The following is a 22,461-nucleotide window of genomic DNA, read 5'->3' on the forward strand; positions in this document are numbered from 1 at the left end:
CCAGCATCGCGAGGACCCGAGTCGAAATCACCGCAACCCACGCACGACAGCGACCACCTCCGAGGTAGTCACGTACCGAATTTGGCCGACCGAGGTTTCGACACGCCTCGTCGCTCCGCTCCTCAGCGGCTCAATCTCAACCACCACACACACGCCTCGTCGCTCCGCTCCTCAGCGGCTCAACCAGCAACGCCCGGTTGCTGATTGAGTAGGGATTGATCGCGCACCCCGCGAATGGTCAGCCGTCGGACAGGGCCTTGCGGATCTGGTCGGCGGCACCGCTCTCGCGGGCCCACCGAGGCAGGATGAAGATCCCCTCGGCCTCGGCGGTGGTGCCGTCGGCGGTGCTGATCCGACCGACGGCGATCGACTTGACCCCCTCGACGCGATCGAGGCGCGCCTCGGCGCGCACCTTGCCGAGTTTGGTGCCCTGCCGGTACCGGATGGTGAGGGTGCCGGTCATCCCGGGTGCACCGGCACGCTCGGCGGCCGATCCCAGGATCTGGTCGAGGATCGCGGCCAGGATGCCGCCATGCACCAGACCGGCGGGACCCTCGTACGCCGGGCCCATCTCGAACTCCGCCCATGCGAGGCCGTCCTCGTCGAAGACGACATCCAGCGGTGGTGCGATCGGGTTGCGGGTTCCGATGACGGCATTGCCCCACGTGCGCTTGGTGCCGTCGGTGTTGAAACGCACGCCGAAGGAGTCGTCCGGCAGTTGTCGCGAACGCAGGATCTCCGTCGCGGCCTCGATGTGTTCGATCGCGGTGGCCGCCGCCGATGCGTCCACCTCGGTCAGCACCGTGTCGGCGATCAGGGTGCGCACCGCCTCCGCGATGTCGGTGGCGACGGCAGTGCGTTCCTGCAGCTCCTGGGCCCCGATGTCCTCGGTGAAGTAACCGCTCATGGTCTCAGTGCTCCGCTCGTCGGGTGGGCCGGAATCGGTACCGCATCCCTCAGTTCTAACAGGCCGACCGCGGACCGACCCGTCTCGTGTCCAGTTGGTACTACCAACGAGTAACCTCCCTCGTATGAGCGAACAGTGGAACGCATTCGACGTCACAGTCGACGACGGCATCGCCGAGGTGTCGCTGATCGGCCCCGGTAAGGGCAACGCCATGGGCCCCGACTTCTGGCGGGAACTGCCGGAGTTGTTCAAGGGCCTCGACACCGACGACGCGGTGCGAGTGGTGATCCTGCGCGGTGCCGGCAAGCACTTCTCCTTCGGCCTGGACCTCGTGTCGATGGCCGGCGATCTCGCACCCGTCCTCGCCGACAACGCGAAGGCCAAGCCCCGCACCGACTTCCATGACATGGTGCGCAGCATGCAGGGTGCCATCACCGCGGTCGCCGACTGCCGCAAGCCGGTGATCGCCGCGATCAGCGGCTGGTGCATCGGTGGTGGCGTCGACCTGATCACCGCCGCCGACATCCGCTACGCGAGCGCCGATGCCCAGTTCAGCGTGCGCGAGGTGCGGGTCGCCATGGTCGCCGACGTGGGCAGCCTCGCCCGCCTGCCCGGCCTGATCGGCGACGGCCACCTCCGGGAGCTCGCGCTCACCGGAAAGGACATCGACGCCGCCCGCGCGGAGAAGATCGGCCTGGTCAACGACGTATACGCGACTCCCGAGGAACTCCTCGAGGCCGCTCGTGCGACCGCCCGCGAGATCGCCGACAACCCACCGCTGGTTGTACAGGGCGTCAAGACCGTTCTCGACCACAGCCGTGCCCCCGCCCAGGCCGACAGCCTGCGCTATGTGGCCGCATGGAACTCCGCCTTCCTGCCGAGCAACGACATCGGCGAGGCCGTGGCCGCGGTGTTCGAGAAACGCAAGCCCAAGTTCAGCGGTTCCTGAGCTCCGGACCTGAGGGCACCCAGGTCGTCCAGACCCCCGACCCTCAGGTCACCGGGATCAGTTCGAAGACCGGGATCGTCCGGTCCGTGCGGCGTTCGTACAGATCGAAGTTCGGCCACACCGACCGGAGGGTCTGCCAGGCCGCCGCGCGGTCCGCGTCGTGTAGTTCCCGCACCCGCACCGTGCGGGTCACCCCTTGGTCGATGATCGCGGCGGTGTCGGTGGCACGGAGGTTGAACACCCACTGCGGGGTGTTCGGCCCACCGAAATACGAGCCCGCGACCAGCCAGGAGCCGTCGTCACGCGGTACCGCGAGCAGTCGCGTCCGCCGCACCACACCGCTCTTGCGGCCGGCCACCACCACCGTCGTATTGGGCAGCCCCGCGATGTCGAGCAATCCGTAGCGCTCCCGGGTGATCTTGCGGATCGCGTTGTCACACTGGACGATCCGCGGAAGGTACTTCGGCAGCCACGCGATCGAACCGACCCGGATCGCAACGGGGGTGAGCAGACCCATACCGACCAGTCTGTCATGCCGGTCCGTCATGCCTCAGATGTGGCACAGGTCCGACCGTCGATACTCCCCGGGTCGCCGTGACCTGTCAACGGCGCCCTCCACAGGTGTGGAGCAACGATCGCCGGTCGCGGTGGTACGGCCGCACGATCGGTGCATGACACCACATCACGTCCACGCCCACCACATCCCGCCGGCCGAACCCATCCCGCACATCGACACCGCCCGCCTGCCCTTCGACGGAGCCGACGAACTCCGGCAGCGATGGCGCGCGCTGATGGGCCCGCTCGGCTTCTCCGAGTCGCTGCTCTGGTTCGTGTTCGTCCTCGACGACCGCGAGTTCATGCAGACGATCAACCAGATACCGCTGCCGACCACACCCAACGTCCACCTGATCGACGGTCTGATGGCGGAATTCGCGCGGGCGACCGAGCAGTTCACACGGGTCAGCGTCGCATGCCTGTACACACGACCCGGTTCCGACGGCATCACCGCGCGTGACCGTGGATGGGCGCAGGTGATCACCGACGGCGCGGCCAGGCACCGCGTACCGATCCATCCGTTGTTCCGGGCCAACGATCTCGCGCTGGTCCCGTTGGGTCCCGACTCCGGGATCGAGTCGTCAGGTCCGTTCGAGCAGGCCTCGTAACCGGGACAGTTCGTCGTCGATCTCGTTCAGTTCCGAACCCCGATCCACCGAACCCGCGGCATCCGAATCCCGATCACAGGTCACGTCGAGTCCGTCACCGGAACCCAGTCCGACGATCCGTTCGGCGAGCACGGCAACACGGTCGACATCGGGCGGGTAAGTCCCCGCCAATCGTTGCCCGGCGTACACGGTTACCGCATCGGCAAGCCGGCCGGTGGCCGTGGCCACCGGAATCCACGCCATCGCAGTGGTTCCGGCCGGTGGCGGCTCGGCCGATGCCCGCTGCATCCGGGTCTGCAGATCCGACAGCGCCCGGTACGCGTCACGACGCGCGGCCACGAGTTCGTCGTGACGTCGTCGCGCGGCGCTCGCCTCGTCGGGAATCGGGGTGGCGGCGATCCGCAGATGCGCTGCGACACCCGACATCGCGGTGGCGAAGGTCTCGGCGACCCAGGCACGGCGTGAATGCGGCCAGATCAGGTAGCCGAAGACGATTACCACGAACCCGCCGACGACAGTGGCGCCTATGCGTTGCCAGCCGTAGTTCGCAGAAACGTCGCCGGGGCTGATCACGTCGACGAGCAAGATGACCACCGGCGCGATCGCGACCGCCTGGAGCGCATACGACCGCATCATGAACCATGGCACGCACGCCGACAGCAGCCCGATCGCGACGCCGATTTCCCACCCCTTCGGCACCAGCAGGATCACCACCGTGGCGATCGCGACGCCGATCACCGTTCCGACGACCCGCAGGATGGCCCTGTCGAACACCGATCCGAAATCCGGCTTCATCACCAGACAGACGGTGAGCGGGACCCAGAACCAGTGGCTGAACGGAAAATACGCCTTGGCGCCCACCGCGATCCCAAAGCAGAGGGACAACCGCACGGCCGCGAAAACGACCTCGGAGCCGATGGCATGGAAGGTGAACCCGCGACGGGGCGCCAGAACCGAGCGATGCGTACCACCCAGCGCATGATCGAGGGCACGGACTCGTCGGCAGAGTGGGGACGTCGAGGTCTGCACCACCGCAGGTGGTGGTGTCGGCTCCTTCTGCCGTCGGCCAACCGATCCGGCCAAATCGGTGAGATGCCCGCCGACGGCCGCCAGCTCCGAGGTGTCGGTCGAGGCCAGCACCAGCGCCTGCACGCGATCGGCGGCACCCACGACATCGGCGTCGAGCGACCAGTCGCCTGCCGATCCCATCCGGTGGACGCGGACCTCGGAGACCCGGCCGGCGGCGTTGCGGTGGGCGGTTGTTGCGGCGATCCGGGCCCGCCCCGTCCGATCGCTCCCATTCCGATCCTCGGGGTCGGCGAGGTCAGCAATCCGCGCGGTGGCCAGATCGGCCAGCGACTGCAGCAGCGCGACCAACACGATCCGTTGCGGCCGACGCGGTTCGACGAGCATCTCGATCGCGAGCAGCGCGGCATACAGCGCGCCGCCGACCAAGTACAGCCAGATCGGGGTCCACCAGTCGATGCCGTCGACACCGATCGCGATGGACGCAACCAACAAGAACTGCATCCCCGCGACGGAGAACTCCGGCCCGAATCCGGCGATCAGTCCCGCAAGCAGGGCGACGGCCGCCATCACCGGGATCAACGCGGCCAGCGGGATGTTCTGCACGAACCCGAGGAGGTAACCGCACGCCGCTATCGGCGTGGAGATCGCAATGATCCGGAAGTTCAGCCGGTACGTGCCCTCGCGTTCACCGGCGGCGAGCAACAACGTGGCCAGTCCGATCCACATACCGATGAGCACATGGCCGGTCAACGACCCGATGACGAACGGTCCGCCGACGGCGATGCCGGATCGGATCGAGTGGCCGATCGGGATCGCCGCGGGCTCGATCCGCATCATCTCGCCGAGCCACGACGCCGGCCGAACCGGGCCGGGCGATACCGCCGACCCACGTTCAGTACGCCCGGCTGAGGTCCCCCCCGTCGGATTCCGGGCCGGCGGGGTCCGGTCAGAGGGTCTTCGATCCAGCACTTCGTCTCCCACGAGTCGGCCGACCACGGAATGCGTCTGATCGTGAATCTAGCGCACGGAGGGGGTGAACCGCGGATCCGGCCGCGCCCCGAGATCGACGGTGCCGTCCACGATCTGGTCGACGGTCGCCGAATGGTCACCACCGAAGGTGGCCGCATACTCGGCAGTCCAGGTGACGCTTCCGAACACCGGCACCCGTAACGGCGTGGGCTTGTCGATCTCGATCAGCAGCGCGTCGAGATCGTCGGGCGGAGTCCATTGCACGGAATCGGTTGTGGCCGAACGGAACAGACGCTGAGTGCAGCCGGGACGATCGGTGGAGGCGTCGGCTTGCCGCGACCGGGCGCACTCGGCGAAATAGGCGGTCAACGCGTCGTCGACGGCGTGCGTGCCGGCGTCGGTCAGGCTCACCGACAGGTCGGGGGTGACGGGCTCCGACCTCGCACCGCCGACCGCCTGACCACCGGAGTCGGCGATGGCGAGATGGCGGGTACCGCTCCCCCACACCAGCGGGCCCGGGAAAACGTGGGCGGTGCGGATTCCGGCGGTGGCGTGACCGAGCAGGGACAGGCCGGCGAGTGCGCGTTGGGTGTCCTGCGGGATGGTGACCGGGATGACCGCACCGTCGATCACCCAGCGCCCGGGAGCCCCGGACAGGCGGTAGGTCACCTCCACCGGCTCGGTACCCGAGCGGAATCGAGCGGTCACCGCGATCGGCCCGCCCGACTCGGCGCCACCGGCTCCGGTGGTGTCGGGATCGGGTGTGACCACCTCGATCGCGGTGATCGGTGCGGCCCCACGCTGGACGGCGATCGCGGTGTCGGACAGGAACACCGCCGACGATGGTGTCACGATCAGTTGCCGGGCCAGGTTTCCGTCGGCATCGGCGAGCGCCCGCAGGAACGTCCGCACGGTGTGCTGCGGGGTGTCCCGGGCGTCGTCGGAACCCGACGAGGGCCAGAACACGATGGTCCCGACCACCGCCACCAACACGACGGTGACGAAAACGGCGACACCCGCCACCACCCAGGTGACGGATGGGGACGGGCGCCGCCGTTCGGGAACGGTCACTCCGCGGTGGCGGTCCCACCCAGCGACGAGGTCAGTTCGTCGGCCAGCAGCCGGGCGAACCCGGCCGGGTCGTCGAGTTCGCCGCCCTCGGCGATCAGTGCCATGCCGTGGACGAGCCTCGCGGTCGGCACCAGCGGCGCGTGGTCGTCGGAGGCCGCGAACGCCTTGTTCAGTCCGGCGACCAGCGGGTGGTCCGGGTTGAGCTCCAACGCACGCTTGGACTTGGGCAGTTCCTGACCCGACGCCCGATACAGCTTCTCCAGTTGCGGGGACATCGAGAAGTCGTCACCGACGAGGCAGGCGGCCGACTCGGTGAGCCGCTTGGACAGGCGGGCCTCGGTGATGTCGTCGGCCAGTGCCTCACCGAGCCACCCGAGCAGACCCTCGAACTCCTCGGTCTGGGCTTGTTCCTCGGCGTCGTCGGCCTTCTCGGCATCGTCGAGCTCGTCGAGATCGACCGAACCCTTGGCGATCGACCGGAACGCCTTGCCCTCGAACTCCAAGCCCGAGGTCACCCACATCTCGTCGACCGGGTCGGACAGGATCAGGACCTCGATCCCCTTGGCGCGGAACGCCTCGAGGTGCGGCGAGTTCTCGATCTGCTGCCGCGACTCGCCGGTCATGTAGTAGATCGAGTCCTGCTTTTCCGGCATCCGGCCGACATAGTCGGCGAGGGTGACCAGTTCGGTCTCACTGTGGGTCGACGAAAACGACGACGCCTTGAGCACGGCGTCACGGTTGTCGAAGTCGTTGACCAGACCTTCCTTGAACACCCGCCCGAAGGTGGACCAGAAGGTCTGGTAGTCCTCGGCCCGCGAGCCGCGCATCTCGGTGATGATGGAGATGACCTTCTTGGTGAGGCGCCGGCGGATCGCCCGGATCTGCCGGTCCTGCTGCAGGATCTCGCGGGAGACATTGAGCGAGAGATCGGCGGCGTCGACCACACCCTTGACGAAGCGCAGGTACTCGGGCATGAGTTCCTCGCAGTCGTCCATGATGAACACACGCTTGACGTAGAGGTGGATGCCGGAGTTGCGTTCCCGCATGAACAGGTCGAACGGCGCCTGGGTGGGGATGAACAGCAGTGCCTGGTACTCGAAGGTGCCCTCGGCCTTGAGGGTGATGATCTCCAGCGGCTTGTCCCACGCGTGCCCGACGTGCCGGTAGAACTCCTCGTACTCCTCGTCGGAGACCTCGTCGCGGGAACGCGCCCACAGCGCCTTCATCGAGTTGACGGTCTCGGTCTCGACGGTGGTGACCGTGGTCGGCTCACCGTCCTCCTCCTCCGCCGGGGTCGTCGTGGTCTTCTCCACGTCCATCCGGATCGGCCAGCCGATGAAGTCCGAGTACTTCTTCACCAGCGAGCGCAGCGTGGCCACGTCGGTGTAGTCATGCAGGTGATTCTCGGTGTCGACCGGCTTGAGGGTCAGGATCACCGAGGTGCCCTGCGGGGCATCGTCGACGTCGGCGATGGTGTAGGTGCCGTCGCCGGTGGAGCTCCAGCGGGTACCGGTCTGCTCGCCGGCCTTGCGGGTGATCAGGGTGACGGTGTCGGCGACCATGAACGTCGAGTAGAAACCGATACCGAACTGCCCGATGAGCTCCTCGGTGGTCGAGGAGTCCTTGGCCTCGGCGAGCTTCTTGCGCAGCTCGGCGGTGCCCGACTTGGCCACGGTGCCGATCAGTCCGACGACGTCCTCACGCGACATGCCGATCCCGTTGTCGCGCACGACGAGTGTGCGGGCGTCGCCGACGGTCTCGGTGTCGAGGGTGATGTGCAGATCCGACGTGTCGACGTCGAGATCCTTGTCCAGCAACGACTCCAGGCGCAGTTTGTCGAGCGCGTCGGAGGCGTTCGAGATCAACTCGCGCAGGAAGCTGTCCTTGTTCGAGTAGATCGAATGGACCATCAGATCCAGCAGTTGCCGGGTCTCGGCCTGGAATTCCCTGACTTCGGATTCGGTACTCATCGGCGACCTCCACAATGATCACTGATCGGGCTACGGCTCGACCTGCGGCGCCCGCCCGGCCCACACGACCGCGGGCAGCAGGTCGACGACACAGCTTCTGACGGCGCAAAGTCTATCGAGGCGCACCCAGTAGGCTGGAACAGGGTGCCGCACCCAGAACGACCGACCACCGGGTATCGGATACCGGGAAACAGGAGGACGTCGGGCCGATGACAGTCCCGCGCTTGATGTGTGTGCACGCCCATCCCGACGACGAGTCGCTGTGGACCGGCGGGACCATTGCCCGACATGTGGCGCTCGGCGGGAACGTGTCGGTGGTGACCACGACCTGGGCGCCGGGAACCTCCCGGCACGCGGAGTTGCGTCAGGCGCTCGGCGAGCTCGGGGTGACCCGCGAGCCGATCATGCTGGGATACGCCGACGAGGGTGTGCCGCTGTCGGCGCCGAAGAGTCCCCGGTTCTGTGAGGGGCGGTTCGACAAGCAGGTCCGCGAGCTCGTGACGCACATCCGGCGGTTCAAGCCGGAGATCATCATCACCTACGACCCGGCCGGGATCTACGGTCACCGCGACCACGTCCACACCAATCGCCTCGCCTGTGCGGCTGCCGATGCCGCAGCCATCCCGATGTTGCACCGCAGTACCGGTCCGTCATGGCGGGTGCGGTCGCTGTATCTGTCGACCATCCCGGAATGGATGATCGAGGACGTCGCCGACGACTTCTTCCCCACCATCTCCCGCTATGCGCTGCCCGGTACGCCGACGGCGCTGGTGGATCTGAGTCTCGATGTGTCGGAGTGGATTCCGCAGAAGACCAAGGCGATACTCTCGCACCGCAGCGAGGTGGAACGCAGCTACATGATCTCGTCGCTGATGAAGCTGCCCGAACCGCGACTGAGCCGGCTGCTGGGCACCGAATGCTACATCCGGCGCGACCTCGTCCCCGGCGGGAGCGAGCTGTAGACCGATCCCGGTGGATCGGGTCGGTCTTCTACGGGGCGCCGGACTCGTACGGGGCGTCGGGGTAGGGATGCAATTCCGATCGCAGTCCGCTGGCGCGGTGGACACGACGTTCCACCGCGGCCCGCAGACTCTCCGCCGTCCCGACGATGCGCACGCGTGTCTTGGCGCGGGTGATCGCGGTGTAGAGGAGTTCACGGGTCAGCAAGGGTGAGTCCGCCGGCGGCAGGACCACCGTCACGGCACCGAACTGGCTGCCCTGACTCCGGTGGATGGTCATCGCGTACGCCCACATCGTCTCGGCCAGCCGGGCCGGTGACACCTGAACCGGGTCGCTGAACTCGCTGCGTCGGAACGCCACCGACACGCTCGGCTCACCGTCGTCGAGGCGTCGGATCACCACGCCGCAGTCGCCGTTGAAGACCTTGTTCTGTCGATCGTTGGCGGTCACCAGGATCGGCGTCCCCGGCTCCCAGCCGATCATGTCGGGTGCCACCGGCGGATGACCGGGGACCTCCGACAGCCACTCCATGATCTGACGTGACCAGCCCTGGACACCCCAGCTTCCCTCACGGTGCGCGCACAACACACGGTGCCCGTCGAGGGCGTCGAGCGCATCGACCGCCGAACCGGTGCGGCCCGCCTCCCACAGCGCGCGACCCCATGCCACCACGTCGCGGGCGATCGCCGGATCACCGGGTTCGACCAGTTCGACGTCGCCGATCTCCGGGGAGGCCAGCAGATCCAGGACGGCGTCGGCATCGCCGCCGTTCACCGCGGCCGCGATGTGGGCGATGCCGCCGCGGTTGCGGTAGTTGCGGGTCAGCGCGACGATCCCGTCACCGAGGCGCGGCAGCTCCGGCCCGGTCAGCTCCGCGGCGGTCGCGAGATCGGCGAGATCTGTCGCCGGCACCGCTCCGGTCGGGGCACGCTCGACGAGGTCGGCGAGCACGGCACCGGCCTCCACCGACGCCAGTTGATGCGGATCACCGACGAAGATCAGGCGGGCGTCCGGGCGGATCGCCTCGAGGAGGTGACTCATCGCGGTGATCGACAGCATCGACGTCTCGTCGACGACCACGACGTCATGCGGCAGCAGGTTGCCGCGCCGGTACCGCGGCGCCGACCCGGGCCGCCAGCCGAGGAGTCCGTGGACGGTGACCGCGTGCACCGTCGGCGTGTGCCCGGTGTTGGCGCTGTGCCCGGTGTTGGCGCTGTGCCCGGAGTTGTCGCTGTGCCCGGTGGCGTCCGCGCGACGCAGACCGTCCAGGGATGCCTGCAACTGGGCGACGGCCCGCCCGGTGGGCGCACACACCGCGACGTGCGCCTGGCCACCGGCGATCTGCTCGAGGACCGACAGGATGCGGGCGACGGTGTAGGTCTTGCCCGTGCCGGGCCCGCCGGTGAGTACCGAGGTCCACCGCGAGGCGGCCACCGCGGCGGCAAGACGTTGCCGCGGTGAGGCATCCGGGCTGGAGGCGAACGCGGCGTCCACCGCGGCCCGGACCGCGTCGGCGTCGACGTCCGGGCGCTGTGCGCCGCGCTCGGCGAGGATGGTGCGGATCACCTGCTCCTGTTGGAAATACTTGCGCAGGTACAGAAGTGGCCCGTCGTCGGAGTCCATCACCACCAGCGGCCGCAACGGTCCGCCACTGGCACCGACGATCAGCGGGCCGGCCCGCAACGCCGTGAGCATCGCCTCGGTGGTCGGTAACGCCAGCACCGGTTCACCGTTGTCGTCATCGGGTACCGAGATGTCGGCGAGGGCCAGACAGGTGGAGCCCTGCCGGACCGCTCGGACCGCGAGCGCCGTGGCGAGCTGTTCGATCTCGCCCACCCGGTCACCGGACATCCGAACCAGCCTGCCGGTGATGTGGATATCGGCGGCATCGAGAATTCCGGCGAGGTTGGCCTCGCGAAGGATTCCGGTGGCCGACCGCACCCGCATGCCGTTGCGGTCGTCGGTCACCGCGGGTGTGACGCCACCGTCGGGGGTGCCGCCGCCCGCGAGCGGGTCGTGCGTGGTGGTCATCGGTCTCCCCCGGCCAACAGATCCGACAGCGTCGTCACCAGCTCGGCCGGGACACCCCACTCGAACACGCCACAACCGGGTGGGGTGTCAGGTCCGGCCATGCCGCGGACGAAGTGGTATTGCACCGGACCCAGATGGGTGGCCGGGCGGTAGCCGGGCAGGCGCCAGCGCAGGTATCGGTGCAGCGCAACCGAATACAGCAGTGCTTGCAAGGGGTAGTGGGATCGGATCATCTCGGCGGCCATGGCATCGGCGGAGAAGTCCTCGACGGCCAGCTCGCCGGGGTGCAGCCGGTTGGTCTTGTAGTCCACCACCACGAACCGCCCGTCGGGTGTGCGCAACACCGAATCGATACTGCCGGTGAGGAATCCACGCAGCTGCTGGTCGGGAACGGTGCGCAGCACGTCGGCGTAGCCGGCCAGCAGGTCGTCGGCGGGCAGGAGCCGTTCGACGTGCCCGGCGATGGCGGCGAGGGTGGCACCATTGCCATGCCCGTCACCGAGTGGGAGCTCGAAATCCAACTCGGCCAGCCGATCCCGCGGCCCGATCCCCCACAGGTCGCCGAAGCCCAACGGGGTGGTCAGCACACCCTCGAGTGCGGCGGTGAGCGCGTCGATGTCCACCGGTGAGGCGAAGCGGGCGGCCGACTCGCTGCACAGGTCCCGAATATGTGCGGTCCGATCGGCCTGGGCGGTGTCGACGTATTCGAGGACTTCGTGCACCAAGGTGCCGAAGGCCGCACCGAACGGCATCCCGTTCATGGGCGACGGTCGCCGGCCGTCGGTGCCCGCACCCTGCTCGGCCGGCTCGCCGCCGAGGTCGACCGGCTCGTCGGTGACCGTCTCGGACTCCGGTTCACTGCCGGCCGCCGGTTCGGCATGGCCGTGACCCGCGGCGGCGACGATCGCCGAGTACGATGTGCGCCGCCACCCGCGATCGATGGTGCCGGTGAACGACGCGGCCGCGAGTCCGATCTGGTCCCCGTCGGTCTCGGTGGGTGGCCTGCGGGGCGGGGTCAGCCCGCCGGCCGGTTCGACGCTGATGGTGTCGGTGCCCGCCGCGAACTGCTGCAGCCGCGTGGCGCACTCGTCGGGTGCGGGTACCGGCACCTTCTCGGGCAGGTCGGTGCCCATCGGCAGGAACCCGACGGTCTGGCGGGCGAACAGCAGCCGGTGCAGCGACGACTCGGCGGTCCCATACGACGGCGCCCACCACATCACCACCTGCGACGCGGCGCGGGTCAGGGCGACGTAGAACTTGCGGAGGTCCTCACCTGCATCCTCGGAGATGCTGCGCGACAATCGCTCTCCACGGCCGGTCGATCCCTGTCCGCCGACGTCGAGATGCCGGTGCCCCTCGTCGTCGTGGTAATGGAAGGTGGGCGGCTGACGATAGCGTGACCCGTCCCAGCCGAACGGGACGTAGACGATCGGGAACTGCAGCCCCTTGCTGGCGTGCACGGTCATGATCTGCACGACGTGGGTGTCGCGGTCGAGGCGGCGGGTCTGCTCCTCCGAGCGGCGCCATCGGGAGACGTCGGCGATCCGGTCGGCGAGCCACTCCTGCAGCGAGGTGAGGCCGCAATCCTGCTCCACCACATGGCGATTGCAGACCGTCGACACCTGCATCAGGTCGGTCAGGGTGCGTTCTCCGTCATCGGTGGCGAGGACCCGGGCGGCGACGCCACCCCGGGAGAGCACCTGACCGGCCATCGCGGCGAACCCGCCGTCGGTGAACACCCGGGCGAGATCGGCGAGGTCGGCGGCGAGGGTGGTCAGCCGGTCGTCACCGGCCGAGGCCAGCTCGGCCGGAGTCCAGCCGATCAGCGGGGTGAGGGCGGCCAGGGCGACCCGATCAGCGCGTGACGGCTGTTCGATGGCGCGGAGCAGCCACAGCCAATGCAGTGCGCTCATGGTACTGAACACGCTGGTGCCGGTGCCGACCACCGATCCGATGCCGTACCCGGCCAGGGCACGTTGCAGGGGCTCGATCGTCTTGTTGGCCGACACCAGGATCGCGATGTCGCCGGGGTGGACCGGCCGCGGACCGGTGTCGTCGTCGGCGTCCAGCCGCGTATCGGAGGCCAGCAGAGTGGCGATGTCGGCGGCCACGTCCGCGATCACCCGGTCGCGGACCGGGCCGATCGAGGCGAACTCGCCTCTCCCCGACCGCACCGGGAAGTCGTCGTGGGTGAACCACCGCAACCGGAGTGCCGGCGCGCCCGTCAGCCGGCTGCCGGACCGTCCGGCCCTGACCTGGTGCACGGTGATGTCGGGATGCCCCAGGTTGGCACCGCCGTACACCCGGAACAGGGCGGTGACCAGCTCTTCGTCGGAGCGCCAGTTGGTGTCGAGGGCGAGCAGATCGTCGGCCACCCGCACCGCCTGCAGGTAGCTGAGCACCTCGGCGCCCCGGAAGGCGTAGATCGACTGCTTCGGGTCGCCGACCAGCACCAGCCGCACGCGGCGGGCGGCGTCCTCGGTGTCGGCCCCGGAGTTGTGGAAGCAGCGGCGCAGGATCTCCCACTGGTAGGGGTCGGTGTCCTGGAACTCGTCGACCAGCACCAGGTCGAAGGCGTCACGGATGCGGCCACAGGCCTCGGCACCAATGGTCGGATCGGTGACGATGCCGTGCAGGATCATCTGCAGGTCGTCGTAGGTTCGCAGACGCGAGACACGTTTGCGACGCTCGACGATCTCGCGGACCCTGGCGCCGAACCGTACCCGCCGGGTCGCGACGGTGTCGGCCGCGCTGGTGCCGGTACCCGGCGCCGGGGCGAGGATCGCACCGGGACTGCGCACCGCCTCCTTGGCGATGGTCACCGCATCGCCGAAGCCGAACGCCGGCTCCTCGGCGTCACGGGCGAATCCGCGCAGGTAGAGGTCGAGTGCGGCTTCTTCCACGAGATCGTCGACGTCCTCCACGATCTCGTGCACGAGTTCCCGCTCACCGAGAAAGCCCAGCGCCTCGAGCATGCGATTGCAGAAGGTGTGGGTGGTGGCGATCGTGGACGCATCGAAATCCGAGAGGGCACGCGTGAGTCGGTCACGGCGCGTGGCGATCTCGGCCTCGGTGCCGGTCCGCAGCACCCGGAGCAACACGTCGTCGCCGCTCGGCTCATCGGTGTCGAGTAAGCGGACGAGCTCGGCGAGCCGGGTGCGCATCCGGTCCCGCAGTTCGGCGGTGGCCGAACGGCTGAAGGTGACCAGGAGCAGCTTGTCGATCGGGATGCCCTCGGCGATCTGCCGTGCGGCGATCCCGACGATGGCGTATGTCTTGCCGGTTCCGGCGCTGGCCTCGAGCACGGTGGTGCCCTCACCGAGGTCGGCCGCGAGGTCGAACGGGCGCGGGATGCCGGCCCGCGCGGCGGAATCGCTTGTCGTGGCCGGATCTGTGCGTGTGGGAGACGGGGTCATCGGGGCGTCACCTCGTGTTCGACGATCGGCGTCCAGACGCGGTGGGCCAGAGCACCGAACAGCTTCTCCCCGACCGCCAGGCCCAGCCCGGCCCAGCGGGAATGGTCGCTGACCGTCGCCGCCGTGACGTCGTCGAAACCGACCGTGGCGGTGACGTCGTTGCCGTAGACGAATCGGAGGTAGGGATCGGTGTTGTCGCCGTACATGCCGTCGAAACGCTGTGCCGCCGCACGCAATGCGATGGACGGGGAACCGCCGTCGGCCAGTCGGCCGGCGTAGACCTCACCGGCGTCGAGCGGCAGCGGCAGAACCTCGAGGAGCCCGAGTCGGCGGATCTCGACGAGGTCGGCGAGCAACGACGTCGCGTCGTCGGGTGCCCGCAGGTGTACCGACGACACGCCCGGCGCCTTCTGCGGGGCGCGGCCCACGACGATCCCCGCGGTCGGTACCGGACCGGCACCGGCCCCGGACTGTACGGCCGCGGTCAGGGCGAGCAACCGGATCCACAGGGACAACCGCTGTTTGGCCCGGATCTTGGAATAGGTGGCCTCGACGATGGAGGTACCGAAGACGTCGCCGACGCTGCCGTGCAGGCGTCGACCACCGGGCAGTTCGAGGACGAAGTCGCGCGTCGCGCCGTCGTCGGGTCGGAGGGATGCGGCGGTCGAGCCGACCGCACGGACCTGACCGGAGATCCGTTCGAGCTCACGGCGACCGAACTCGGCGGGCGGCAACGTCCCACGGCGGAGCTCGGCCATCAGGCAGTCCCGCAGGTCGGCCCCGGCGAGGGTGCGGTGCAACAGCCGGTTACCGATCGCCCACTCCGCGAGACCGCCGAGGGCGACGTCCAGGCCGTCTTCGTCGGCGGTGTCGTCGTCGGGCATGCGGGCACCCAGGCGTTGCCGGACGAAACCCTCGATCGGGTTGGTGAAGAACGAGATCAACGATGTGAGCTCGATGTCGGAGTCGGCATCGGCGAGCTCGGCGACGTCCGGGGGTGCGCCCGGATCGATCACCGCGTCGGCGATCCGGACGGCCGGGGTCTGCGGTCCGCGCAGGGCGCGGGCGCCGTCGAGGAGTCCGGTGTCGAACCCGAACGGACCGGCGACACCGGCGATCGCGCCCGGGACGAAGTTGCGCTCGTCGAAGCCGTGCAAGGTGTGCCGGACGATCACCTCGTCGGCATCGGTACCGCGCAACACGGCCAGGGTGTCGACGAGCTCGCTGACCACCACCGCCGGCGGTACGGGCGTACCACTGACCGGGTCCGCGCCGGTGTAACAGACCAACAGGTGCTCCTCGGCGGCCATGATGGCGTCGAGGAAGAGCTGACGGTCCTCGTCGCGCGGATTGCGCTCACCGACCAGCGGGACCCGGCCGAGGACGTCGTCGCCGTCGACGCGCAGTGCACGCGGGAACGACTCGGCGTCGACGCCGAGCAGCACCACCACCCGGTGCGGCACCGAGCGCATCGGGACGAGGGTGCACACGGTGAGCTCCCCGGTACGGAAGTTGGCGCGGGTGGGTCGGCCCGCGATCATCAGGGCGACGAGGTCACGCACGTCGGAGAGCCGGAGCGGGCGGGCGGGCTCGCCCGCCCCGAGTGTCTCGGTGACCATCCGGATGGTCTGGGCTACCTGCCACTCGTCGCCGGTCGCGGTGCCGGTGAGGTCGTCGACGATGTCGATGAGCGTCTGGGCCCAGACCGAGGCCGGGTGGGTCCCGGTCAGCCGGGTGAGCAGGTCGCCGAGCCGGTCGACGAATTCCATCAGACGTCCCGCGAGATCGATCTGGGTGCTCTCGAGTCCCTCGATCGGCAGGGCGGTGCCCAGCCATCGGCCGTCGTCCTCCTCGGCAACGGCACCGAGGGCGATACGGTCGAGACCGGCGCCGAAGGTTCCCTGCGCGAATCCGGCGAGCTCGAACCGGGCCCGTTGGGTATCGTCGATCCCCCATCGGATTCCACTGCGCGACAACCATTCCCGAACCCATTCGAGATCGTCGTCAGACATCGCGAAGTGGTATCTCACCGGTGGTCGCGACAGCAGGTCGGCCACCTCGCTCGCGGTGACCCGGCCGACACCGAGTTCGACCACGGTGGCGACGACGTCGAGGACCGGGTTGACATGGCGGAGCCCGCGGTCGGCGAGTCGGACGCGCAACCGGGCCGCCGGGTGGTCGAGCCCGGACCGACCGAACGACCCGCGGATCAGCGGGGCGAACGTCTCGACGTCGGGGCACATGACGATCACGTCGCGTGGCTGCAGGGTGGGATCGGCGTCGAACAGGTGCAGCAGTCGGTCTCGCAGGACCTCCACCTGTCGTTCCGGACCGTGGCAGGCATGGATCTCCACCGAGGTGTCGGCGACGGGCGGTGTCGCGATCTCGCGGGGGGCCACGTCGTCACGGATACCGCGCTGCACATGGCGCAGGAGCCTCGGCCCGTCCGGCGTGTCCTCGCCGGCGGGCACGTGATGGAGGTCCCGGTCGACCATCGGGAGCAGGTTGATCTGCAGTTCGCGGATGTCGTGGGACAGACCTGCCAGCAACGGGTTCCGCAGCGCGGGTGCGGTGTGTGCGGTGCGCCTGCGATCGGCGAGACGGGTGGCGGCGCCGATTCGGCCCCACAGCGCCGGGGAGGCATGTGGGGTGAACAGGTGCACGTCACGGTGGGTGGACACCGCCGCGGCCACCTGACGGAACGACTCGGACAGGCGGGTCGGACCGAAGACCGCCGAGCGGGACGGCAGGTCGATGACGTGGGCGTCGGCCCGCAGTTGCGCACAGACGTCGTCGAGCGCCTCCACCGGATGCGGCACGCCGGTGCGGGCCCGGACCTCACGCCAGAGGAGGGGCTGCCAGGACATGTCGTCGGGCAGGACCCCACCGGCGCCGTCCCCCTCGTCGCCGCGCGCCCATCCGGCGAGCATCCCCGGACGCTGCCGGGCGTATCGCTCGAAGAGGTCGGCGATGTGGCGGGCGGTGGCATAGCGGCGTCCGGCACGCAGGTCGTCGGCATCGGCTGCACCGGCCCCGTCGGGATCGGTTCCGCCGACCCCGATGTGGCGGGCCAGCATCCGCAGGGCCGGATGGGTGATCAGATCGTCCAGCACGGCGAGCACCGACCAGACCAATTCACTCCCACCCCAGGCCGATGCACGGTCGGCGGCGTACCCGGGCTCGCGGGCGAGCACCGCGTCGATGACACGGTCGGTCACCGCCGCGGGTGACGAGAAGTCGATGTTGGCGGCGATACCGTCGCCGGCAGGGCCGGCACCGAGACGGGTGGCGAGGCGCTGCTGCAGCCAGCGTTCGACGCCCCGCGCGGGCACCGCGACGATCTCGGTGGCCAGCGGGTCGTCGAGCGGGTCGAGCAGGATGTCGCCGAGGGCGTCGGCGAGGGTGTCGGTGCGCTCGGCGCGGTGCAGGACGAACATGGGTGTCCGGTGTCCGGGGTCAGCGAGCCGGCCGCAGGGTCGGGACCTCACCCTGATAGCCGGAGAGCACCGTGCGCACATCGTCCGGGATCGGAATCGGCCGGCCGGTGTCGGGGTCGATCACGACCATGGTGGTGCCGGCGACGGCCGAGAGAACGCCGTCGGCGGCGGTGATCGCGGCCCCGATGGTGTACGAGCTGGTCCCGAGACGGGTGATGGCCATCGCCACGGTCACCGGCGCCTCGGTGTAGAGGATGGGTGCACGGAACTCGATGTCCTGGCGCGCCACCAGCAGGTGCACCTGCTCGCCGCGGCCGCGGAACCAACGACTGAACGCGCGGACCCGCCCCTCTTCGAACAGCCGCGCCACCTGCACGTTGTTGATGTGATGGTTGACGTCCATGTCACCCCAGCGCAGCTGCGCCTCGACGACGATCACGTCATCGGCAGGCGAGAGGGCTGCGGGCGCGACAGGAGCGGAATCGGGTGTATCGGCGAGCACGACGGCAAGCCTAACGCCCGGTCGCGACATCACCGGCAACACGCGGGGGTGACGTCGGCGGTATCGGTCGGACCGACTCCGTACACTCGTGACCGCACAGGCGCACCATGCATCGTCCACCCCTGCTTCGCCGGGCGGTCGGGGTTTCTCGGTGGGTGGGCCATCCGACGCGTGGCCGGGTCGGGTGAACGCGTGCCGGGTGGTTGCCTGTCGGGTCGATGTCGGAAGAGTCAGAGTGGTGGGGGTCGCGTGATCGTTCAGACATCGCGGATGGTGTTGCGACCCGTGCAGCGCGATGATGTCACCGATCTCGTCCGGCTCGACGCCGATCCGCACGTGATGCGCCATGTCAACGGCGGACTCCCCACCGCCCGCGCCACGATCGAGGACTGGGTGGTCCCGCGTGCGCAGGCCGAACTCCAGATCGGGCGCGGCGGCACGTGGGTGACGATCGACCGGCGGTACGGCGAGTTCTTCGGCTGGGTGTCGCTGCGCGCCCCCCGTCACTCCCGACGACCCGAACTCGAACTCAGCTATCGGTTGCGGCGGGAGTACTGGGGTCGGGGGCTGGCGACCGAGGCGGCGCGCGCCATCGTGGACCTCGCGTTCACCGATCTCGGTGCCGCGCGGGTGTTCGCCAGCGCGTCGTCGACCAACACGTCGTCGCGACGGGTGATCGAGAAGCTCGGGATGCGGGTGTCGGGAATCCATGTCTCCGACGAGCGCGCGATCGACGGGATCGGTGAGGTCGAATACGACCTCCTGCGCGAGCACTGGGAGATCCGGGCCCTGCGCCGCCGGACGGCGGACGCGCCGTCGACGGACCTGACCGCCTGACCCACCACACGCCGACATCACGGCGTGGTGACGCGATCACCGGAGCAGCGCTCGCGCCCAGGACGCGCCGAGAGTCCACGCCTCATCGCGACCGATGTCCCGGCGGGGACTACCGTATGAGATGCCCCAGACATGCGCTCCCCAGCCAGAAGGAGACCTCCTCGGATGAGCAGTCCCACTCCGACATCGGCCCGTCCACACGTCGTCATCATCGGGTCGGGTTTCGGCGGGCTCTTCGCCGCCCAGCGCCTGGCCAAAGCCGATGTCGACGTCACGCTCATCGCCAAGACCACCCACCACCTGTTCCAGCCGATGCTGTACCAGGTGGCGACCGGCATCGTCGCCGAAGGCGAGATCGCGCCGGCCACCCGTGTGGTCCTGCGTGACCAGAAGAACGCCACCGTGCTGATGGGTGACGTCTTCGAGATCGACCTGGCCGGAAAGAAAGTGACGTCGCGTCTCCTCGAGCGGATCACCGTCACCCCCTTCGACAAGCTGATCATCGCCGCCGGCGCCGACCAGTCGTACTTCGGCAACGATCATTTCGCCGAGTACGCGCCCGGCATGAAGACCATCGACCACGCGCTGGAACTGCGCGGTCGGATCCTGGGCGCCTTCGAGCAGGCCGAGCTGTCCGACGACCCGGAGGAGCGCGCACGTCTGCTCACCTTCGTGGTGGTCGGTGCCGGCCCGACCGGTGTGGAACTCGCCGGGCAGATCGCCGAAATGAGCGACAAGACCCTCAAGGGTGCCTTCCGCAACATCGATCCCACCGAGGCCCGGGTGATCCTGCTGGACGCCGCACCTGCGGTGCTGCCCCCGTTCGGCCCCAAGCTGGGCCAGAAGGCCGCGGCCCGACTGGAGAAGCTCGGCGTCGAGATCCAACTCAACGCAATGGTCGTCGACCTCGACTACGACGGCCTCGTCGTCAAGGAGAAGGACGGCTCGACCCGCCGGATCGAATCCCAGTGCAAGGTGTGGTCGGCCGGTGTGCAGGCCAGCCCGCTGGGCAAACAGCTGTCCGAGCAATCGGGTGTCGAACTCGATCGCGCCGGCCGGGTGAAGGTGCGTCCCGACCTGACCATCCCGGACAACCCGGATGTGTTCGTGGTCGGCGACATGATGGCCGTCGACGGTGTGCCCGGTGTGGCGCAGGGCGCGATCCAGGGAGGCCGGTACGCCGCCGACGCGATCAAGGCCGAGCTGAAGGGACAGACCCCTGATCAGCGCAAGCCCTTCAGTTACTACGACAAGGGTTCGATGGCGACGATCTCCCGGTTCAGCGCCGTCATGCAGGTGCCGATTCCGGGCACCAAGAAGAAGTTCGAGACCGAGGGCTACTTCGCGTGGCTCGGCTGGCTGGCCCTGCACCTGGTGTACCTGGTGGGCTTCCGCAACCGCCTCAACACCCTGGTCAACTGGTTCTTCGCGTTCAGCACCCGCGGTCGCACGCAGCTGGCCGTCACCGAGCAGCAGGTGTACGCGCGTACCGCGATCGGTCAGTTGTCGGAGCTGGAGAAGAAGACGATCGCCGAGGTCGAGGCCGAGTCCGCCGGGGCGGACGACGCCGCGGACACCGGCACCACGGATGCGGCGGCCGGCTGAGCTGCCGACCGCACAACCCGACGGTGGGCCGGTCACCCTGGGTGACCGGCCCACCGTCGGTCGGTCGAACCGTCTCCGCTCGACCGGCCGGCCCGGCGGATGACCGTCACGCGTGGGACAGGGCGACGACGTCGAGAGCGTCACACAGCGCCCGGGCAGCCGGGACCGACTCTGCGAGTGCGGTGGTCAGGGTCGCGTCGCCCGGCAGGGTCAGGCGCGCGGCATAGTTCACCGCGTCGACATCCGCCGCACGGACATCCGGGTAGCGGAACACACTGCTGACCGCCTGGAGTTCGCTGCGGCGCATACCCGATGCTGTGCTGGCGGGTTCCGGGCCGGTGGTTGCCGGGCCGAGGGCCACCCGATGCCGCAGCACCGGGAGCCCGGGCAGATCGACCCGCAGCCCGCCCTGCCAGCGGCCGCCGGCATCGGTGTCGGCGAAGCGCCCCGACCGGCCGATCTGGACGTGCTCATGCAGGTCGAGGGTGGCGTCCGGGTCGAGCACCACGACGATGTCGGACCGGTGGTGGGCGCCGCCGGCGACGACGGTCGGCTGGGGGTCGACCCGCAGCCGGGCGCCCGCGCCCACCTCGATATGCCAGCGGGCGGTCGAGTCCGGACGGTCGGCGGCCGGTAACGCGATGGTGGCCGCCACCGATCCCAGGTCCAGGAACGCGCCCGCCCCGATCCGGATGACGACCTCGATGTGGTCGCCGCCGAGCGGGGTGGCCGCGGTCCCGATCAGGTGGGCCGACGACACGCCGGTCTGCCGGACCGCGAGCCCACCGGTGGCCCGCAGGCGCGGGGACCGCCCGGCGTCGACGACGATCTCGACCTCGGTACGCACTATCCGGTCACCGCAGCGGCCTCGGCCAGTTGCTCCCGGATCCATGCCAGGACGGTGGACGCCGCCGGGTCGTCGGTGAGCGAGATCATCGCGGTCGGGCGGCCCTCACGGACACGCTCGGCGTCGGTACGCATCACCTCGAGGTCGGCGCCGACCAGCGGCGCCAGGTCGGTCTTGTTGATCACCAGCAGATCAGAGAAGGTGACCCCCGGACCGCCCTTGCGTGGGACCTTGTCACCACCGGCGACATCGATGACGAAGATCTGCACGTCGATCAGACCGGTCGAGAAGGTCGCGGTCAGATTGTCACCGCCGGATTCGACGAGGATCAGGTCCAGCGGCGGGTTGGCGGCCACCAGGTCGTCGATGGCATCGAGGTTGGCGGTGATGTCGTCGCGGATGGCGGTGTGCGGGCAGCCGCCGGTCTGCACAGCGGTGATCCGCTCGTCGGGCAGCACCGCGTGGCGGCGCAGGAAGTCGGCGTCCTCGGTGGTGTAGATGTCGTTGGTCAGGACGGCCACCGACAGCTCGTCGCGCAGCTGCCGGCACAGCGCGGCGACCAGGGCGGTCTTGCCCGATCCCACCGGCCCGCCGATCCCGACGCGCAACGCCTCACCCGGACGGCGGTCGCGTCGGGGCCGATCGTGGTGGTGACCGTGGGGTTCGCCGTCGATCAGATGCGGGGGCATGGGGAATCCTCTCCTCGGGGTCGGGTGGAACAACGGAATCGGTCGGACGGAATCGGTGATGGCGCGGGCACGGGCAGGG

16 protein-coding genes are annotated in these 22,461 nt (G+C 69.1%); 5 read left to right on the top strand and 11 right to left on the bottom strand.

Annotation, left to right across the window (positions count from 1 at the left end):
- Positions 1 to 238: 238 nt before the first annotated feature.
- Positions 239 to 907, bottom strand: coding sequence for a PaaI family thioesterase (locus ACWDUA_RS17880; protein WP_449752348.1), 669 nt, complete (start codon positions 905 to 907; stop codon positions 239 to 241).
- Between the two features lie 124 nt (positions 908 to 1,031).
- On the opposite strand from ACWDUA_RS17880, the gene ACWDUA_RS17885 reads away from it, so the two are divergent.
- Complete coding sequence (locus ACWDUA_RS17885) at positions 1,032 to 1,856, top strand: crotonase/enoyl-CoA hydratase family protein (RefSeq protein WP_449752349.1); 825 nt, start codon at positions 1,032 to 1,034, stop codon at positions 1,854 to 1,856.
- A 43-nt stretch (positions 1,857 to 1,899) separates the two neighbouring features.
- On the opposite strand, the gene ACWDUA_RS17890 is transcribed toward ACWDUA_RS17885, so the two are convergent.
- A complete protein-coding gene (locus ACWDUA_RS17890; protein ID WP_449752350.1) occupies positions 1,900 to 2,373 on the bottom strand; it encodes a nitroreductase family deazaflavin-dependent oxidoreductase in 474 nt (157 codons plus the stop codon).
- Between the two features lie 154 nt (positions 2,374 to 2,527).
- Here ACWDUA_RS17890 and ACWDUA_RS17895 point away from each other — a divergent pair, with 154 nt between their 5' ends.
- Positions 2,528 to 3,019, top strand: coding sequence for a hypothetical protein (locus ACWDUA_RS17895; protein WP_449752351.1), 492 nt, complete (start codon positions 2,528 to 2,530; stop codon positions 3,017 to 3,019).
- Here ACWDUA_RS17895 and ACWDUA_RS17900 read toward each other — a convergent pair.
- From ACWDUA_RS17900 to htpG, 3 genes are all read right to left on the bottom strand, one after another.
- On the bottom strand, positions 2,993 to 4,882 hold the full coding sequence (locus tag ACWDUA_RS17900; RefSeq protein WP_449752352.1) for an FUSC family protein: 1,890 nt from the start codon (positions 4,880 to 4,882) through the stop codon (positions 2,993 to 2,995). The two genes, ACWDUA_RS17895 and ACWDUA_RS17900, sit on opposite strands and share 27 nt — an antisense overlap.
- A gap of 183 nt (positions 4,883 to 5,065) precedes the next feature.
- A complete protein-coding gene (locus tag ACWDUA_RS17905; protein WP_449752353.1) occupies positions 5,066 to 6,088 on the bottom strand; it encodes a hypothetical protein in 1,023 nt (340 codons plus the stop codon).
- A complete protein-coding gene (gene htpG, locus ACWDUA_RS17910; protein ID WP_449752354.1) occupies positions 6,085 to 8,058 on the bottom strand; it encodes a molecular chaperone HtpG in 1,974 nt (657 codons plus the stop codon). Before htpG ends, ACWDUA_RS17905 begins: the two co-directional genes overlap by 4 nt.
- 209 nt (positions 8,059 to 8,267) lie before the next feature.
- On the opposite strand from htpG, the gene ACWDUA_RS17915 reads away from it, so the two are divergent.
- Complete coding sequence (locus ACWDUA_RS17915) at positions 8,268 to 9,020, top strand: PIG-L deacetylase family protein (protein WP_449752355.1); 753 nt, start codon at positions 8,268 to 8,270, stop codon at positions 9,018 to 9,020.
- 28 nt (positions 9,021 to 9,048) lie between these two features.
- On the opposite strand, the gene recD is transcribed toward ACWDUA_RS17915, so the two are convergent.
- From recD to ACWDUA_RS17935, 4 genes are read right to left on the bottom strand one after another with little or no spacing between them, the layout of a single operon-like run.
- Entirely contained in the window at positions 9,049 to 11,049 is a 2,001-nt protein-coding gene (recD, locus tag ACWDUA_RS17920) for an exodeoxyribonuclease V subunit alpha (protein ID WP_449752356.1), read from the bottom strand.
- Positions 11,046 to 14,465 (bottom strand): UvrD-helicase domain-containing protein, encoded by a 3,420-nt coding sequence (locus ACWDUA_RS17925; protein WP_449752357.1) that lies wholly within the window; start codon positions 14,463 to 14,465, stop codon positions 11,046 to 11,048. The genes recD and ACWDUA_RS17925 overlap by 4 nt, the downstream gene beginning before the upstream one ends.
- A complete protein-coding gene (recC, locus tag ACWDUA_RS17930; protein WP_449752358.1) occupies positions 14,462 to 17,902 on the bottom strand; it encodes an exodeoxyribonuclease V subunit gamma in 3,441 nt (1,146 codons plus the stop codon). Before recC ends, ACWDUA_RS17925 begins: the two co-directional genes overlap by 4 nt.
- A 19-nt stretch (positions 17,903 to 17,921) precedes the next feature.
- Complete coding sequence (locus tag ACWDUA_RS17935) at positions 17,922 to 18,404, bottom strand: acyl-CoA thioesterase (RefSeq protein ID WP_449752359.1); 483 nt, start codon at positions 18,402 to 18,404, stop codon at positions 17,922 to 17,924.
- A gap of 249 nt (positions 18,405 to 18,653) precedes the next feature.
- On the opposite strand from ACWDUA_RS17935, the gene ACWDUA_RS17940 reads away from it, so the two are divergent.
- Together ACWDUA_RS17940 and ACWDUA_RS17945 are read left to right on the top strand one after the other, a co-directional pair.
- The gene (locus ACWDUA_RS17940; protein ID WP_449752360.1) at positions 18,654 to 19,241 is read left to right on the top strand and encodes a GNAT family N-acetyltransferase; all 588 of its coding nucleotides are present in this window, start codon (positions 18,654 to 18,656) and stop codon (positions 19,239 to 19,241) included.
- A gap of 165 nt (positions 19,242 to 19,406) precedes the next feature.
- Positions 19,407 to 20,846, top strand: coding sequence for an NAD(P)/FAD-dependent oxidoreductase (locus ACWDUA_RS17945; RefSeq protein ID WP_449752361.1), 1,440 nt, complete (start codon positions 19,407 to 19,409; stop codon positions 20,844 to 20,846).
- Positions 20,847 to 20,952: 106 nt separating this feature from the next.
- Here ACWDUA_RS17945 and ACWDUA_RS17950 read toward each other — a convergent pair whose 3' ends face one another.
- Together ACWDUA_RS17950 and ureG are read right to left on the bottom strand one after the other, a co-directional pair.
- Complete coding sequence (locus tag ACWDUA_RS17950) at positions 20,953 to 21,693, bottom strand: urease accessory protein UreD (RefSeq protein WP_449752362.1); 741 nt, start codon at positions 21,691 to 21,693, stop codon at positions 20,953 to 20,955.
- The gene (ureG, locus tag ACWDUA_RS17955) at positions 21,693 to 22,382 is read right to left on the bottom strand and encodes an urease accessory protein UreG (RefSeq protein ID WP_449752363.1); all 690 of its coding nucleotides are present in this window, start codon (positions 22,380 to 22,382) and stop codon (positions 21,693 to 21,695) included. Before ureG ends, ACWDUA_RS17950 begins: the two co-directional genes overlap by 1 nt.
- Positions 22,383 to 22,461 lie beyond the last annotated feature (79 nt).

Source organism: Gordonia sp. NPDC003376 (genome assembly GCF_053589235.1).